The following is a 16,939-nucleotide window of genomic DNA, read 5'->3' on the forward strand; positions in this document are numbered from 1 at the left end:
TCAGCAACATATGGTGGCGTGCGAGGATTGCGCCGTGTCCACCACGTCCCTGATCTGGATCATCGTCGTCGTCGCGGCACTGCTCGCGGTCGCCCTCGTGACGGGCGTCGTGCTGGCGCGGCGCCGGCGGATCAGCCTCGTCGAGCCCGAGCAGGACAAGCCCGCCAAGGGTTACCAGGCCGGTGGCGCGATCTCGTTCAGCGCGCCCGCGCCGCCGGTGGCCGAACCGACCAGACCGGCCGAGCCGGTCGAGCGCACCGAGCCGGCGGAGCGGGCCGGGGCGTCGCCCGCTGCCGCGCCGGTCGAGCCCGCCAGGCCGGTGGCGCCGGTCGAGCCCGTCGAGCACCCCGTCGCCGAGCGCACCGAGGTCGACGGTCAGCCGGGTGTCGGTGACGACGCCGCCGTGCCCCGTGACTCGGTCAAGCGCGGGTTCGTCGAGGTCGACCTGCCCGAGGCGGCCTCCGAGATCGAGGAGATCGAGCCGACCGCCGGTCGGTTGGAGCGGCTGCGGGGCCGGCTCTCCCGGTCGCGGTCGACGTTCGGCCAGAGCGTGCTGGGGCTCCTGGGCGCGGGTGACCTGGACGAGGACTCGTGGACCGACATCGAGGACACGCTGCTGATGGCGGACCTGGGTGCGGCGATCACGGACCAGATCGTCACGGCGCTGCGGGAGCAGATCGTGGCGCGCGGTGTGCGCACGTCCGACGACGCCCGCGCGTTGCTGCGGGACGTGCTGGTGGGGGCGTTGCACCCGGAGATGGGCCGCGCGGTGAACGCGTTGCCGCACGCCAACGGCTCCGGTCAGGTGAAGCCGGCCGTCGTGCTGGTGGTCGGCGTGAACGGCGTCGGCAAGACCACCACGACCGGCAAGCTGGCCCGCGTGCTGGTGGCCGACGGCCGCACCGTGCTGCTGGGTGCGGCGGACACCTTCCGTGCCGCCGCGGCCGACCAGTTGGAGACCTGGGGCTCGCGCGTGGGCGCGTCGACCGTCCGGGGTGCGGAGGGCGCGGACCCGGCGTCGGTGGCGTTCGAGGCGGTGAAGCAGGGCGTCTCCGACGGCGTCGACACGGTGCTGATCGACACCGCGGGCCGGCTGCACACCAAGACCGGCCTGATGGACGAGTTGGGCAAGGTCAAGCGGGTGGTGGAGAAGCAGGCGAAGGTGGACGAGGTGCTCCTCGTGCTCGACGCCACCACCGGCCAGAACGGCCTGACCCAGGCGCGGGTGTTCGCCGAGGTGGTCGACGTGACCGGCATCGTGCTGACCAAGCTCGACGGCACCGCCAAGGGCGGCATCGTGTTCCAGGTCCAGCGCGAGCTCGGCGTCCCCGTCAAGCTCGTCGGCCTGGGCGAGGGCGCCGACCACCTGGCCCCGTTCGAACCAACGGCCTTCGTCGACGCCCTCCTCACCTGACCCGCGAGAGTCCAACCCTCACCCCGCGAGAGTCCAACACTCACGCCGCGAGAGTCCAACACTCACGCCGCGAGAGTCCAACACTCACGCCGCGAGAGTCCAACACTCACGCCGCGTGAGTCCAACGTTCACGACACCCGAATTCAACGCTCAGCCGCGAGCCGGGGGGCGTCGAGCGCGCCGTCGGACGCGCTGAGCGTTGAATTCACGTGCTCCGAACGTAGGACTCTCGCGGCTTGAGCGTTGGACTCTCGCGGTGGGTCAAGGGTGGGATTGGGTGGCGAGGTCGGTGGCGGTGGCCAGGACCTCGGGGATGATCCGGGCCAGCGAGTCCTTGGTCAGGCGGCTGTCGGGGCCCGAGACGGAGACGGCCGCCAGGGTCGGGGCGCCGCGCAGGGGGACGGCGATGCAGCGCACGCCCAGCTCCTGCTCGCTCTCGTCCAGCGCGTAGCCCTGCTCGGCGATCCGGTCCAGGGACGCCAGCAGCTCGTCCGCGTCCGTGATGGTGTTCGGCGTGTACGCGGGCAGGCCGGTGCGGGCCAGCAGCGCGCGCACCTCGTCGCGCGGCAGCTGGGACAGCATCGCCTTGCCCACGCCCGTGCCGTGCGGCAGCACCCGGCGGCCCACCTCGGTGAACATCCGCATCGAGTGCCGTGACGGCACCTGCGCCACGTACACCACCTCGTCGCCGTCGAGCACGGCCAGGTTCGCGGTCTCCTCCACCCGGTCCACCAACCGCGCCAGCAACGGCCGCGCCCACGTGCCGAACTGCCGCGACGCGCTCTCCCCGAGCCGGATCAACCTCGACCCGAGCGTGTAGCGGCGGTTGCTGTTCTGCCGCACGTACCCCAGCGTGACCAGGGTGCGGATCAACCGGTGGATGGTCGGCAGCGGCAGGCCGGAGGTGGCGGCGAGCTCGGACAGGCTGGCCTCGCCACCCGCGTCGGCCAGGCGTTCGAGCAGGTCGAAGGCGCGTCGCAGCGACTGGACGCCGCCCGTGGACTCCGGTGCCACCGTCACCACTCCTTCGTTGCCGTTCCGCGTGGTGAAAACTATAGTCCGCGAAGTAGAAACCGATCGGAATCGAGGTGGACTTCCATGTCCGGTGTTCGCGTCCTCGGGGGCGAAGTGGAGCGCGGGGACGAGATCCTCACGCCGGACGCGCTGGAGTTCGTCGCCGGGCTGCACCGCGACTTCGCCGCCACCCGCGACGAGCTGATCGCCCGCCGCGCGCAGCGCCGTCGGCTGGGTTTCCTGCCGGAGACGCAGGCGGTGCGGGAGGGTGACTGGAGGGTCGCCGAGGCGCCCGGGCCGTTGCGCGACCGGCGGGTGGAGATCACCGGGCCGACCGAGCGGAAGATGACCGTCAACGCGTTGAACTCCGGCGCGAAGGTGTGGCTCGCCGACCTGGAGGACGCCAACACCCCGCACTGGCACAACGTGGTCTCCGGCCAGGTCAACCTCTACGACGCGGCCCGCGGCACGATCGAGCACACCTCGCCGGAGGGCAAGCGCTACACCCTGCGCGACGACGTGGCCCGCCCGACGATCGTGGTCCGGCCGCGCGGCTGGCACCTGCCCGAGCGGCACCTGGAGATCGACGGCAAGCCCGCCGTGGGCGCACTGGTCGACTTCGGCCTGCACTTCTTCCACAACGCCGAGCTGGGCGTGCCGTACTACTACCTGCCCAAGATGGAGAGCCACCTCGAAGCCCGGCTGTGGAACGACGTGTTCACCGCCGCGCAGCAACGGCTGGGCGTCCCGCACGGCACGATCCGCGCGACCGTGCTGATCGAGACGATCCCCGCCGCGTTCGAGATGGAGGAGATCCTCTTCGAGCTGCGCGAGCACGCGTCGGGCCTGAACGCGGGCCGCTGGGACTACCTGTTCAGCGTCATCAAGTACTTCCGGGACGCGGGCGCGGACTTCGTGCTGCCCGACCGCAACAGCATCACGATGACCGTGCCGTTCATGCGCGCCTACACCGAACTGCTGGTGCGCACGTGCCACAAGCGCGGCGCGTTCGCGATGGGCGGCATGGCCGCGTTCATCCCCAACCGGCGTGACCCGGAGGTCACCGCGCAGGCGTTGGAGAAGGTGCGCGCGGACAAGACCCGTGAGGCGAACGACGGGTTCGACGGCTCGTGGGTGGCCCACCCGGACCTGGTCCCCGTGTGCCGGGAGATCTTCGACGACAAGCTGTCGGACCAGCCGAACCAGCTCGACGTGCTGCGGCCCGAGGTGTCCGTCACCGCCGAGCAGCTGCTGGACTTCAAGTCGACCGGCGGCCGCGCGACCCGGGCGGGCGTGGAGTCGGCCGTGGACGTCGGCGTGCGGTACCTGCTGTCCTGGCTGGGCGGCAACGGCGCGGCGGCCATCCACAACCTGATGGAGGACGCCGCCACCGCCGAGATCTCCCGCTCGCAGCTGTGGCAGTGGGTGCACAACGACGTCGTGCTGGACGACGGCACGCCGGTCACCGCCGAGCTGGTGCGCACCGTGCTGGCCCGGGTGAAGGAGGACCTGGAGGGCGAGCACCTCGACCTGGCCGTGGAGCTGTTCGAGCAGGTCGCGCTGGCCGACGAGTTCGTGGACTTCCTGACCCTGCCCGCCTACGAGCGGATCGGCTGACGTGCCGCGCACGTCGTTGCCGGCCGACGCGGTGCGGGCGGTCACCGCCCGGCTGTCCGATGTGGAGCCGCACCCGCCGGCGGGCAGGCAGCCGGTGCACACCTGCTACGTGCCCGCCGACCGGGTGACGTCGTCCACGCCGGGTGACTGGGGTGCGCAAGCGCTTGCGGCGCTGGACGCGCACGCGCCGGGCGGCTTGGCCGACGTGCTCGACCTGACGCCGGAAGTGGCGGAGGTCGTGCACGGTCGCGTGCGGGCGAAGCTCGGTGCCGAGCCGGTGGAGGACCTCCGCGTCGACTTCGAGGACGGCTACGGCGTCCGGTCCGACGAGGAAGAGGACTCCGACGCCGAGCGCACCGCGCTCGTGGTGCGGGACTGGGTGCGGGACGGCGTGGCACCGCCGAGGTTCGGGCTGCGGATGAAGTCGTTCGACACCAGGGCGTTGCGCGAGCGCGGCATCCGAACGCTGGACGTGTTCCTCACCGCGTTGGGCGGCGCGCCCGAGGGCTTCGTGATCACGTTCCCGAAGGTCACCTCCGTGGCGCAGGTGGAGGTGCTCGGCGACGTGCTGGACCTGTTCGGGCTGCCGCTGCGGTTCGAGATCCAGGTCGAGACGACCCGGTCGGTCGTGGACCCGGAGGGCAGGCTGGCCCTGCCGAGGTTCATCGAGGCGGGTCGCGGGCGGGTCAGCGGCCTGCACTTCGGCACGTACGACTACACGGCGGGCTGTGGTCTGGGTGCGGCGCACCAGCACCTGGCGCACGGCGCGTGCGACTTCGCCCGCAACGTCATGCAGGTCTCGGCGGCGGGCACCGGGGTCGCGCTGTCCGACGGCTCCACGAACGTGCTGCCGGTCGGCGACCACGTGCACGAGGGCTGGCGCACGCACTACCGGCTGGTGCGGCGGTCGTTGGCGCACGGTTTCTACCAGGGCTGGGACCTGCACCCCGCGCAGCTGGTGACCAGGTACGCGGCCGTGCACGCGTTCTACCTGGAGGGCGTGGAGGCGGACGCGCGCCGGCTGCGGGCGTACGTGGAACGGGCGGGCGGTGCGGTGCTGGACGAGCCCGCGACCGCCCAGGCGCTGTCCACGTCGTTCCTGCGCGCCCTGGACTGCGGTGCCCTGGACGTGGACGAGATCCACCGCGCGACGGGACTCAGCGTGACGGATCTTCAGGCGCTAGCTAGAAGAGAGTGATCACGGCATCGCTTGATGGAGTGATTCTCGAACCAGCGAGCGGCCGGACCGTGCGACACCGGTCAGGGTGTGTGCATGACCATGCGGGCCGGCTTGTGGACCGGGCTGCCGGACTTGGAGCGGGCGGAGTTCCGCTACCAGGTGGTGGCGTGCGCGGCGGACGTGGACGTGCTCATCGCCGCCTTGGCGCGGCCCGAGTGCAATGACGGGATGCTGGAGCACTTCGGCCGCGCGCCCGACGCGGAAGGGGAGAGCGACCACAACCTGGTGCTGGCCGTGCGCGGCCGGTGGGGCTACCTCAACTACGTGGACGACGAGTTCACCGGCTGGCCGAAGGGCGAGCCGGACGCGCCGTACGTGGACGAGGCCTACACCGACTTCCCGCCGGGCGTGGGCGTACCGCTGACGACCTACCGCGAGATCCTGGTGGAGTTCATGTTCACCGCCCGCCGGCCGACCGTCGTGGACTGGTACGAGGAGGCCGACCTGTTCCACGAGTGGCGGTTGCAGCGGATGTCCCTGCACCGGAAGTGACCGTGCTCCCCGGCCCGGGAGCACGGTCGGCGCCACTCAGAACGACGGCAGCGTGTGCCAGGCGGACCCGGCGTCCTCGGCGTCGTCACGCAGCACGGAACCCTCGATGAGCCCGTACGGCCGGTCGGCGGCGTAGAACACCTCGTTGTCGTTCTCCAGCCCGAACGGCGAGAGGTCGACCGCGAAGTGGTGCTTGTTCGGCATCGACAGCCGCACCTCGGCCACCTCGGGCCGGGCCCGCAGGACCGCCTCGCCCATGGCGTACAGCGTCTGCTGCAACGACAGGCTGTGCTTGGCCGCGAACGTGGTCAGCAGCAGCCGCCGGATCTCGGTGAAGCTCTTCGCCCAGTCGATCCCGGTGCCCTGGTACCGCCACCGCGCGGTCACCGAGGTGGCCAGGATCCGGTCGTCGGTCTCCTTCAACGTCGTGTACTCGTCGCGCGGGAAACCGTGGAACTCCGACCCGGTCGACTTCAGCACCACCACGTCCCGCACGCCCGACACCACCCACGCGCGCTCGCCCTCGACGGTCACCGCGGTCGTGCGCTTCTCGTTGCCGCCTTGCACGAACGAGTGGTCATGGCCCTCGATGCGCTCCCACGAGTGCTCGTCGACGAGCACGCGGGCCCCGCTGATCGCCTCCTGCGACGAGACGAAGTGCCGGCCGAGGCGCAGGGCGAAGTCCTCGATCTCACCGACCGGGGACTGCTTGGCGAACGCGTAGACGGTGTTCTTCTGCGTGTCGGTCGCCAGCACCTTCGCGTTGTCGCCGGTGAGGTGGGTGTCCGCGAGGTCGCCGCGCAGGGAGGTGCTGACCGTGAGGTCCTTGATCGTGTGCACGGCGCCGTCGCGGGTCACCGTGACGAGGCGGTTCTCCGCCTTCCCGTACTGGTTCGGCCCCAGGACGATGGCCATCGGTCAGCTCCCTCGGTAGGTCGTGTACGCGAACGGGCTCAACAGGATCGGCACGTGCAGGTGCCCCGGATCCCCGGTGACCCGGAACGCCACGGTGATCTCCGGGTAGAACGGCGTGTCGACGAGGAAGACCAGCCGGTGCACGCCGGGCGACAGCCGGGCCGCGAACCGCAGCCTGCCGTCGTCGTCGGTGACGCCATCGGCCAGCACCGCGCCGTCGCGCTCCAACCGGACCGGCACGCCGACGCGCGGCCGCCCGGCCTCGGCGTCCAGCACGTGGGTGGACAGCGACACCGTCATGCCAACACCTTCCTCAGCCGCAGCGCCGCGATCCTCGCCAGCTCCCGGTTCACCACGCGCAGTTCCACGTCCGGCGGGTTGGCCATCCGGGCACCGAGGTCGGCCAGCACCTGCTCGCCGCTCAACCCGGTCGCGCACACCAGGTAGATGTGCCCGAACCGGTCCTCGTAGGCGGTGTTGGCGGCGCGCAGCCGGTCGGCGAGCGGCGCCGTGACGCCGGACTGCTCGTCGGCCGACCACTTCGCCGACACACCGCCTCCCGGGGCGCTCTCGCCGATGCGGGGGTGACCCGCGATGGCGCCGAGGACTTCCTCGTCGTTCAGGTCCGCGTGCAGATCGGACGCGGCGAGCAGGGCGTCCACGTCGGCGTAAGGGCGGCCGGCCAGCAGCGCGTCGACCCAGCGCGGCACCGCGAGGCATTCGGTGAGCAGGGGGCGGAGCTCGGCCGCGGGCGCGGAGTTGAACCCTTCCAGATCGGGCAAAGAGGCTCCCTTTTCTGTATCGCGGAATCCCTTTTCCGCAAGGGGGGACGCTACGAGCGCCCTCCGAGCGTGTCAACAGTCTTGCGCCAGGCCGGAAGACCCGCAGGGAGGGTTCGCTCGACCACTGGACCGGGCCCGGCAAGGCCCCGGCGGGCGGGGCGCGGGCGGCGGGCGGTGTGCCGCTCGCATCGCCGCCGACCGGCTGGGAGAGTGACGGCCATGGACCTGGTGCTGCGCGCTGCCCGAGTGATCACCCCCGATGGTGAACGCCGTGCCGACGTCGGCGTCGAGGACGGTCGGATCGTCGCCGTGGCCGACCGGCTGGACGCCGGGACCGTCGTGGAGCTGGCCGACGACGAGGTGCTCCTCCCCGGCCTGGTCGACACGCACGTGCACGTGAACGACCCGGGCCGCAGCGACTGGGAGGGCTTCGGGAGCGCCACCAGGGCGGCGGCGGCCGGCGGCGTCACCACGATCGTCGACATGCCGCTCAACAGCCTGCCGCCGACCACCACGGTCGCGGCCCTGGAGGCCAAGCGGGAGGCGGCGCGGGACAGGGTGCACGTCGACGTCGGGTTCTGGGGCGGCATCGTGCCGACCAACCTCGACGACCTCCCCGAGCTGCACGACGCGGGCGTGTTCGGCTTCAAGTGCTTCCTGATCCACTCGGGCGTGGACGAGTTCCCGCACGTCACCGAGGGCGAGCTGCGGGCCGCGCTGTCCCGGCTGCGCTCGCGCGACGCGCTCACGATCGTGCACGCCGAGGACCCGCACGAGGTCACCGAGCCCGGTCCCGACTACCGCGCCTTCCTCAACTCCAGGCCGCACCGGGCCGAGACGCACGCCGTCGCCGCGGTGGTCGACCTGGCCAACGAGACCAGGGCCAGGCTGCACGTGCTGCACCTGTCCAGCGCCGAGGCCGTGCGGCAGGTGAAGACCGCCAAGGAACTCGGCCTGCGGCTCACCGCCGAGACCTGCCCGCACTACCTGACCTTCACCGCGGAGGAGATCGGCGACACGGCGACGGAGTTCAAGTGCTGCCCGCCGATCCGTGACGCGGCCAACCGCGAGCAGCTGTGGCGCGCGTTGGGTGACGGCCTGATCGACCTGGTCGTCACCGACCACTCGCCGTGCACGCCGGAGCTGAAGCAGGGCGACTTCGCCACCGCCTGGGGCGGGATCGCGAGCCTGCAACTGGGTCTGCCCGCGGTGTGGACCCAGGCCAGGCAACGCGGTCACGGGCTGACCGACGTGGTCCGGTGGATGGCCACCCGGCCCGCCGACCTGGTCGGGCTGACCACCAAGGGCCGCATCGCGCCCGGCGCGGACGCCGACTTCTGCGTGTTCGCCCCGGACGACGCGTTCGTGGTGGACCGCGCCGCGCTGCACCACCGCAACCCCGTCACGCCCTACCACGGCCGCCCGCTGGCGGGCGTCGTGCGCCGCACGTGGCTGCGCGGGCAGCCGATCGACGACCGACCGCGCGGGCGGTTGCTGACCCGGGCCTGAGACGACCTTGGCCGAGCCGAGCCCGGGACGGCCCCGGCGGAGCCGAGCACCGAGCAGAGGAGACGCATGACCGAGGCCCCCGACTGGACCCGCCTGCCCGACCTGGCCTGCCGCTCGGTGGGCGGCGGCGTGGTGTGGGCCAACGACGAGTCGTTCGCCGAGCGCGAGAACCTGATCCGCAAGCCCGAGCCCGAGTACCGGACCTACACGTTCGGCCACAAGGGCCAGCTCTACGACGGGTGGGAGACCCGCCGCCGGCGTGCGGGCGGCGAGGACCGGGCGATCGTCCGCCTCGGCCTGCCGGGCGTGATCAGGGGCGTGGTGGTCGACACCGCGTTCTTCAAGGGCAACTACCCGCCGTTCGCGTCGGTCGAGGCCACCTCCGCCGAGGGCTACCCGGCCCCCGACGAGCTGACCGGCTGGGAGACCGTGGTGCCCAAGTCGCCGCTCGGAGGCGACCGCAAGCACTACTTCGAGGTCTCCGCCCACCGCCGGTACACCCACGTGCGGCTGACGATCTACCCGGACGGCGGCGTGGCGCGGTTGCGCGTGTTCGGCGACCCGGTGGCCGATCCCGACCTGATCGTGCCCGACGCGCTGGACCTGGCCGCGTTGGAGAACGGCGCGTCGATCACCGGGTGCAGCAACAGGTTCTACAGCGACCCGAGCAACCTGATCGCGCCCGGCCAGGCCACGCTCATGGGCGAGGGCTGGGAGACCGCGCGCAGGCGTGACGACGGCAACGACTGGGTCGAGGTCGAACTGGCCGCGCCCGGCGTCATCCGGCTCGCCGAACTGGACACCACCCACTTCAAGGGCAACGCGCCGGGCTGGGCGTCGGTCCGGGGTCGCGACGCGCGCACCGGCGCCGAGTTCGACGTGCTGCCCCGCACCCGCTTGCAGCCCGACACCCGGCACCGCTTCCGCGTCGAGCGGACCGCCGAGGCCACCCACGCGCGGCTCGACATCTACCCGGACGGCGGGATGGCACGCCTGCGGCTGTTCGGCGGCTTGACCGCCGACGGTCTCAGGGTAATCACCCAGCGCTACCAGGACTTGCGCTGACGAGGGGAAAAGTTGTCAGCCCGTGGGCTGATTGCGGCTAAGACTTCAGTCGGTTGTGGCGTGTTCAACCGCCCTGGAAGCCTGCGAAAACCCGATTGGGTGAACAGGAACTAGGGAGGAACCTGTGCGACCGATCACCAGGGCGCTCGGCGGCGTGGTCACCGCCCTCGCGCTCGTCACGGGGACGACGTCGTTGGCGTCGGCCGAAACGGAGCCGCAGGCGCAGGGCCACGCGGGCATCGACTGGAAACCCTGTCCGGAACTGGCCGAGGTGGAGTGCGGCACGCTGAGCCTGCCCATCGACTGGGCGAACCCGCGCGGCGAGAGGTTCGACCTCGCGGTGGCCCGCCGCAAGGCCACCGACCCGGCCAAGCGGATCGGCGTCATGGTCATCAACCCCGGCGGCCCCGGCGGCTCGGGCGTGAACTTCGCGCTGGGGGCGGACGGCTACTTCAGCCCCGAGGTGCAGCAGCGCTTCGACATCATCGGCTTCGACCCGCGTGGCGTGGCGCGCAGCCAGCCGGTGCGGTGCTCGCTCGACCTGCTGCGCGCGCAGCCGTCCGTGCACCCTGCCAACCAGCGGGAGTTCGACGCCCTCGCCGCGTACAACCGCAGGCTGGCGGCCGACTGCCGCGAGCACAGCGGCCCGATCTTCGACCACGCCGACACCGGCGCGGTCGTCAAGGACATCGACGCGCTGCGCAAGGCCCTCGGCGAGCGCAAGATCAACTACTACGGCATCTCCTACGGCACGCTCATCGGCCAGCAGTACGCCGAGGAGTACGGGCGCGACATCCGCGCCATGGTGATCGACTCCAACATGGACCACAGCCTCGGCACGTGGCGGTTCAACGAGACCGAGGCCGAGACCGCCGAGGACTCGTTCCGCGAGTTCGTGAAGTGGTGCGACCGCGCCGAGTCGTGCGCCCTGCACGGCCAGGACGTGGCGAAGGTGTGGGACGACCTGCTGGCCCGCGCCGACCGGGGCGAGATCGTCGACCCGCTCGACCCGAGCCGCAAGGTCCCCGCCGACGACATCATCGGCGTCGCGTTCGGCGCGTTCTACGGCCCGGACTGGCAGCTGCTGTCGGAGTGGCTGGTGGAGCTCGGCGCGGGCACGGCCGCGCCGGCGCCGGTCGCGTTCGCGGCGGAGACGGTCCGCGAACCGTTCGCGGCGGTGTTCTGCCAGGACTGGGCGATCCGGGTGCGCGACCACCGCGAGTTCTCCGCCCTGGTCGACCGGGCCCGGCGGATCGCGCCGCACATGCGCGGCTCGGCGCTCGGGCACATCGCGATGGCGGGCTGCGTCGGCCTGCCGGAGAAGGTGAACAACCCGCAGCACCGGCTCCGGATCGAGCACGCGCCGAAGATCCTCATGATGAACGCGCTGCACGACCCCGCGACCGGCTACGAGTGGGCGGCCAACGCCCACCGGCAGAGCCGTGACACCACGGTCCTGCTGACCTACGAGGGCTGGGGTCACGGCGTCTACGACCGCAGCGACTGCACGCGCCGGGTGACGGACGACTACCTGGTCAGCCTGAAGACCCCGCGTCCGGGCGCCCGGTGCGCGGCCGTGGAGCCCGCGCCGCAGTCGGCCGCGTCGCCGGCCGCGAAGCCGCTCCCGGCGGGTCCGACGCCGGCCATCCCGGGCTGGCTGGACTAGCGCGGCCGGGGACCGCCTCCGCCACCCGGCGGAGGCGGTCCCAACCGGTCTGGCAGGCTCGACCGCGACCGGTGCGCCGGACGTCACAGTTCGGTGACCGAGCGTCGTCGGGGCGCTGCGCGGGATCACACGAACCACCGCAAAGACGAGACCCGCTCGCACGGTCCGTCACCGCAAAATCCGCGTCGGTCCGCACTGATTGCGGGCGGAACTGCTTGCTTCAAGTCGACGAAACGTGCCCGTAACACCAGGGCCCGGACAGTTCACCTCCGCGAAACCTGAGGCGCAATCGCGCGAAACAGGACATCTCGATGCTCCCTGCAACCGACGTGCAGTGGAGGTCGACGTGGATACAGGGGACACCGCCTGGGTGCTCACCAGTGCCGCACTGGTGCTGTTGATGACGCCGGGACTTGCCTTCTTCTACGGGGGCATGGTCCGGTCGAAGAGTGTGCTCAACATGATGATGATGAGCCTGGGCGCAATCGCCGTGGTCGGTGTGCTCTGGGTGTTGGTCGGCTATTCCATGGCGTTCGGCACCGACGTCGGCGCCGGCCTGCTCGGCAAGCCGTTCGAGTTCTTCGGCCTGGACGGCCTGCTCGGCAAGGAGTCGGCGTTCGGGACCATCCCGACCACCGTCTTCGTCGCCTTCCAGGCGATGTTCGCCATCATCACGGTGGCGCTGATCTCGGGTGCGATCGCCGACCGCGCCCGCTTCGGGCCGTGGCTGCTGTTCGCGGGCCTGTGGGCGCTGCTGGTGTACTTCCCGGTCGCGCACTGGGTGTTCGACTTCGACGGCAAGGACGCTGACGGCAACGTCATCGACCCGGGCGGCTGGATCGCCAACAAGCTGCTCGCCATCGACTTCGCGGGCGGCACGGCGGTGCACATCAACGCCGGTGCGGCGGGCCTGGCGCTGGCGCTCGTCCTCGGCAAGCGCGTCGGTTGGCCGAAGGACCGGATGAAGCCGCACAGCCTGCCGCTGGTCGTGCTCGGCGCCGGTCTGCTGTGGTTCGGCTGGTTCGGCTTCAACGCGGGCTCCGCCGTCGCCGCGAACGGCACCGCGGGCGTCGCGTTCATCAACACCCTGGTCGCCACCTGCGCCGCGATGCTCGCCTGGCTGGTCGTGGAACGCGTCCGCGACGGCAACGCCACCACGCTCGGCGCCGCGTCCGGCATCGTCGCGGGTCTGGTCGCCATCACCCCGGCGTGCTCCTCGGTCACCCCGGTCGGCGCCATCGCGATCGGCGCGATCACCGGCGCCCTGTGCGCCCTGGCGGTCAGCCTGAAGTACCGCTTCGGCTTCGACGACTCGCTCGACGTGGTCGGCGTGCACCTGGTCGGTGGCCTCTCCGGCACCATTCTGATCGGCTTCTTCGCCAGCTCCTCCGCCCCGGCGGGCATCGACGGCCTCTTCTACGGTGGCGGCGTGGACCAGCTGTGGCGACAGGCCGTCGGCGCCCTCGCCGTGCTCGCCTACTCCTTCGTGCTCAGCCTCATCCTCGGTTACCTGGTCAAGATCACCGTCGGCTTCCGCGCCGACGAGGAGGCCGAGGTCGCCGGCATCGACGAGGCCGAGCACGCGGAGACGGCGTACGAGTTCGGTGGTGGCATCGGCGCCCGTGGCGGCAGCAAGCCCAGTGTCGCCGCCGGCGCCACTGCGGTTCTTGAGGGGAGCAACAAGTCATGAAGTTGGTCACCGCGATCATCAAGCCCTTCACCCTGGACGACGTGAAGGCGTCCCTGGAGCAGCTGGGCGTGCTGGGCATGACCGTCAGCGAGGTCCAGGGGTACGGCAGGCAGAAGGGCCACACCGAGGTCTACCGCGGTGCCGAGTACGCCGTGGACTTCGTGCCCAAGCTGCGCATCGAGGTCCTGATCGACGACGCCGCCGTGGAGAAGGTCCTCGACGCCGTCGTGGAGGCCGCGCGCACCGGCAAGATCGGTGACGGCAAGGTCTGGGTGACCCCGGTCGACACGGTCATCCGGGTCCGCACCGGGGAGCGCGGCTCGGATGCCCTATAGGGATCCGAAGTAGGAATGGGAGACGGCCGTATGGATAACGCCGAGACGGCCGTCGTCACGGCTGACGACCTGGTGCGAGCACGCGATCGGCTGCTCGCGCCAGGTCGGCGCCGTTTGACGGGGGAGTCGCTGCGCGAGGCGCTGGTGGACCTGCACGAGTTCTGGCTCACCGCGCACGCCTCGCAGGCGGGCGTCGGCGGACCGGGCGGCGGGGTCGCACTGGTCGCCGTGGGGGGTTTGGGCAGGCGGGAGCTGGTGCCCTATTCCGATCTCGACCTGCTCCTGGTGCACAACGGGCACAAGGGCGTGGACGCGATCGCCGAGAAGCTCTGGTACCCGCTGTGGAACTCCGGCATCGGCCTGGACCACTCGGTGCGCACGGTCGGCGAGGCGCTGCGCGTTGCCGCCGGTGACCTGCGCACCGCGTTGGGGCTGCTGGACATCCGCCACATCGCGGGCGACCAGGAGATCAGCCAACGGCTGACCGACAGCGCCCGTCAGGCGTGGCGCACGGGGGTGCGCACGCGGCTGGACGAGATGGCCGAGTCGGCGTCGCGGCGCTGGGCGCGCAGCGGCGAGATCGCGCACCGCGTGGAGCCCGACCTCAAGCACGGCCGCGGCGGGCTGCGGGACGTGACGCTGCTGGACGCGTTGAGCGCGGCGCAGCTGACCGACCGGCCGTCCGCCGAGGTCAACGAGGCGCGCAAGCTGCTGCTGGACGTGCGCACGGAGCTGCGCCGGGTGGCGGGCAAGCCGCGCGACGTGCTCCGCGCGCAGGACGGCGACGAGGTCGCCACCGCGCTGGGCCTGCAGGACCGCTTCACGCTGGCCCGCTCGATGTCGTCGGCCGCGCGCACGATCGTCTACGCGGTGGACGTGGCCATGCGCACGGCGCGTGCCGCGGTGCCCAAGCGCGGGCTGGGCGTGTTCGCCCGCTCCCCGCTCCGGCGCGCGCCCACGAGGCGGCCGCTGGACGAGGGTGTCGTGCTGCACGGCTCCGAGGTGGCGTTGGCGCGCGACGCGATGCCCAGCCGTGACCCGGCCCTGCTGCTGCGGGTCGCCACGGCCGCCGCCCGCAGCAAGCACCCGATCGCCCCGGGCACGTTGGCCAAGCTCGCCGACTCGGCCCCGGAGCTGCGGCAACCGTGGCCGAGGGAGGCCCGCGACGAGCTGCTGGCCCTGCTGGGCACCGGCACGGGCCTGATCGACGTGGTCGAGGCGCTGGACCGCACCGGCCTGTGGGGCAGGCTCTTCCCGGAGTGGGGCGCGGTGCGCGACCTGCCGCCCCGCGACGCCGCGCACACCTGGACCGTCGACCGCCACCTGGTGCAGGCCACCGCGCACGCGGCCCGCCTGGTCACCAGGGTGTCCCGGCCGGACCTGCTGCTGCTCGGCAGCCTGGTGCACGACATCGGCAAGGGCAGGCAGGCCGACCACTCCGAGGTCGGTGCGGCGATCACCACTCAGATCGCCGAACGGCTCGGCCTGTGGCCGCAGGACGTGGCCACGCTCACCGCGCTGGTGCGCCACCACCTGCTGCTCCCGCACACGGCGACCCGCCGTGACGTGGAGGACGAGGCCACCGTGCGCCGCGTGGTGGACACGCTCGGCGGCGACCCGGTGCTGTTGGAGCTGCTCTACGCGCTGGCCGAGGCCGACGCGGTGGCCACCGGGCCGGGCGTGTGGTCGGACTGGAAGGCCTCGCTGATCAGCGACCTGGTCGCGCGCTGCCGCACGGCGATGGCGGGCGACCCGCTGCCCAAGCCGGAGCCGCTGGACCAGCGCCAGCAGGACCTCGCCCGGACCGTGCTGGCCAGCGGCAAACCGGACGTGCTGATCGACCGGGCCGACCATGCGGCCACCATCACGGTGGTGGCGCCCGACCGGCCGGGCCTGCTGTCGCGGGCCGCCGGCGTGCTGGCGCTCAACTCCCTCGAGGTGCACTCCGCCACCCTGCGTTCCCACGGCGATCCTTCGTCCGGGGCAGCCGCGGTCGACGTGTTCACCGTCTCGCCCAGGTTCGGCTCGCTGCCGGACGTGACCCTGTTGCGCGAACAGCTCACCAGGGCCATGGACGGCTCCCTCGGGCTGGCCGACAAGCTCGCCGCGAAGGAGCGCGACTACGGCGGCCCGCCGCAGGACCCGCCACCGCCGAAGGTGCTGTGGTTCGACGACGAGTCGACCGGCTCGGTGGTGCTGGAGCTGCGCGCGGCGGACCGGATCGGGCTGCTGCACCACGTCGCCGACGCCCTTGAGCAGTCCGGTGTGGACATCGTGTGGGCGCGGGTGTCCACATTGGGCTCCACGGTGGTGGACTCGTTCGCCCTCACGGTTCCCGACGGCATGGGGGTCGACCAGCGCCGCCGGATCGAACGGGCGGTCCTGCTGGCCGCCCGGTGACGGCGCCGGGACTTGCGTAGGTCTACGCACAACCGACCGCGGGTGCTCACGCTGCCCGCGGACCCCGTGCCGGGGCAAGCTTTGAGCCGTGGCACGAGGGCTCGCCAGGGGAGGGGACGGGCCGGGGGACCTCGCCACGGGGGGAGGCGGGGAGCGGCTCATCGAGGGGTTGGGCCGCTCCCGGTCACGTCGGAACTCGTGCTCGTCCGAAACGTCTCTTTAGTATGGATGCGATGACCGCTGTCGCCGTGAGGCCGCGCTCGCTGGTCGTGCTGGCCGGACTGCCGGGAGCGGGTAAGTCGACGCTGCTCGCCGCCGCCGACACGGGTGGCGCGCCCGCCGTCGTGCTGGATTCCGACCAGGTGCGGACCAAGCTCCGGACCCTCTTCCCGAAAGCCCTGCCGTACCGCCTCTACCGCCCGTTGGTGCACCTGGTGCACCGCTCCCGCATCCTGTGGTTCGCGATCACCGCGGGCGGCCTGCTGCTGGTGCACGAGCCGTCCACCCGCCCGACCACCCGGGCCGGCCTGGTCGCGGTCGGCGTGCTGACCAACCGGCCGAGGCACTTCCTGTGGCTGGACGCGAGCCCGGAGGAGGCGCTGTCCGGCCAGGTCACGCGGGGCAGGCTGATCCGGTCCCGGTCGTTCGCCCGGCACGTGCGCCGCGCGGCCCGGCTGCGCGCCCGCTTCGCCGCGGGGGTGCCACCGCGCGGCTGGCAGGGCCTGACCCTGCTGACCCGCCGGGACCACCTGCGGCTGTCCGTGACGTCGGCGTGAACGGCTACCCTAAGAACTGAGGTA

At 71.9% G+C, this 16,939-nt stretch carries 15 protein-coding genes; 11 read left to right on the plus strand and 4 right to left on the minus strand.

Annotation, left to right across the window (positions count from 1 at the left end; translation table 11 throughout):
- Positions 1 to 34 precede the first annotated feature (34 nt).
- Positions 35 to 1,414 (plus strand): signal recognition particle-docking protein FtsY, encoded by a 1,380-nt coding sequence (gene ftsY / locus ACYVLT_RS20390; RefSeq protein ID WP_461121769.1) that lies wholly within the window; start codon positions 35 to 37, stop codon positions 1,412 to 1,414.
- Between the two features lie 261 nt (positions 1,415 to 1,675).
- On the opposite strand, the gene ACYVLT_RS20395 is transcribed toward ftsY, so the two are convergent.
- Complete coding sequence (locus tag ACYVLT_RS20395) at positions 1,676 to 2,428, minus strand: IclR family transcriptional regulator (RefSeq protein ID WP_461121770.1); 753 nt, start codon at positions 2,426 to 2,428, stop codon at positions 1,676 to 1,678.
- Between the two features lie 84 nt (positions 2,429 to 2,512).
- Here ACYVLT_RS20395 and aceB point away from each other — a divergent pair, with 84 nt between their 5' ends.
- From aceB to ACYVLT_RS20410, 3 genes are all read left to right on the plus strand, one after another.
- Complete coding sequence (aceB, locus tag ACYVLT_RS20400; RefSeq protein ID WP_461121771.1) at positions 2,513 to 4,045, plus strand: malate synthase A; 1,533 nt, start codon at positions 2,513 to 2,515, stop codon at positions 4,043 to 4,045.
- 1 nt (position 4,046) lies between these two features.
- A complete protein-coding gene (locus ACYVLT_RS20405; protein ID WP_461121772.1) occupies positions 4,047 to 5,243 on the plus strand; it encodes a DUF6986 family protein in 1,197 nt (398 codons plus the stop codon).
- A gap of 75 nt (positions 5,244 to 5,318) precedes the next feature.
- Complete coding sequence (locus tag ACYVLT_RS20410; RefSeq protein ID WP_461121773.1) at positions 5,319 to 5,777, plus strand: Imm1 family immunity protein; 459 nt, start codon at positions 5,319 to 5,321, stop codon at positions 5,775 to 5,777.
- A 36-nt stretch (positions 5,778 to 5,813) separates the two neighbouring features.
- Here the strand turns inward: ACYVLT_RS20410 and pucL are convergent, their stop codons facing one another.
- From pucL to uraD, 3 genes are read right to left on the minus strand one after another with little or no spacing between them, the layout of a single operon-like run.
- The gene (pucL, locus tag ACYVLT_RS20415; protein ID WP_461121774.1) at positions 5,814 to 6,692 is read right to left on the minus strand and encodes a factor-independent urate hydroxylase; all 879 of its coding nucleotides are present in this window, start codon (positions 6,690 to 6,692) and stop codon (positions 5,814 to 5,816) included.
- A gap of 3 nt (positions 6,693 to 6,695) precedes the next feature.
- Positions 6,696 to 6,992, minus strand: coding sequence for a hydroxyisourate hydrolase (locus ACYVLT_RS20420; RefSeq protein WP_461121775.1), 297 nt, complete (start codon positions 6,990 to 6,992; stop codon positions 6,696 to 6,698).
- Positions 6,989 to 7,474, minus strand: a complete 486-nt coding sequence (uraD, locus tag ACYVLT_RS20425; RefSeq protein WP_461121776.1) for a 2-oxo-4-hydroxy-4-carboxy-5-ureidoimidazoline decarboxylase — start codon at positions 7,472 to 7,474, stop codon at positions 6,989 to 6,991. Before uraD ends, ACYVLT_RS20420 begins: the two co-directional genes overlap by 4 nt.
- 219 nt (positions 7,475 to 7,693) lie before the next feature.
- Between uraD and allB the strand changes: the two genes are divergently transcribed.
- From allB to ACYVLT_RS20460, 7 genes are all read left to right on the plus strand, one after another.
- Positions 7,694 to 8,983, plus strand: coding sequence for an allantoinase AllB (allB, locus tag ACYVLT_RS20430; RefSeq protein WP_461121777.1), 1,290 nt, complete (start codon positions 7,694 to 7,696; stop codon positions 8,981 to 8,983).
- Positions 8,984 to 9,049: 66 nt separating this feature from the next.
- Complete coding sequence (alc, locus tag ACYVLT_RS20435; RefSeq protein WP_461121778.1) at positions 9,050 to 10,048, plus strand: allantoicase; 999 nt, start codon at positions 9,050 to 9,052, stop codon at positions 10,046 to 10,048.
- 124 nt (positions 10,049 to 10,172) lie between these two features.
- Entirely contained in the window at positions 10,173 to 11,714 is a 1,542-nt protein-coding gene (locus tag ACYVLT_RS20440) for an alpha/beta hydrolase (protein ID WP_461121779.1), read from the plus strand.
- A 346-nt stretch (positions 11,715 to 12,060) separates the two neighbouring features.
- Positions 12,061 to 13,404, plus strand: a complete 1,344-nt coding sequence (locus tag ACYVLT_RS20445) for an ammonium transporter (RefSeq protein ID WP_461121780.1) — start codon at positions 12,061 to 12,063, stop codon at positions 13,402 to 13,404.
- Complete coding sequence (locus ACYVLT_RS20450; protein ID WP_123745943.1) at positions 13,401 to 13,739, plus strand: P-II family nitrogen regulator; 339 nt, start codon at positions 13,401 to 13,403, stop codon at positions 13,737 to 13,739. Before ACYVLT_RS20445 ends, ACYVLT_RS20450 begins: the two co-directional genes overlap by 4 nt.
- Before the next feature lie 30 nt (positions 13,740 to 13,769).
- Entirely contained in the window at positions 13,770 to 16,139 is a 2,370-nt protein-coding gene (locus tag ACYVLT_RS20455) for a [protein-PII] uridylyltransferase (RefSeq protein WP_461121781.1), read from the plus strand.
- 233 nt (positions 16,140 to 16,372) lie between these two features.
- Positions 16,373 to 16,915 (plus strand): AAA family ATPase, encoded by a 543-nt coding sequence (locus ACYVLT_RS20460; protein WP_461121782.1) that lies wholly within the window; start codon positions 16,373 to 16,375, stop codon positions 16,913 to 16,915.
- Positions 16,916 to 16,939: the final 24 nt, after the last annotated feature.

It is taken from the genome of Saccharothrix stipae (assembly GCF_054781895.1).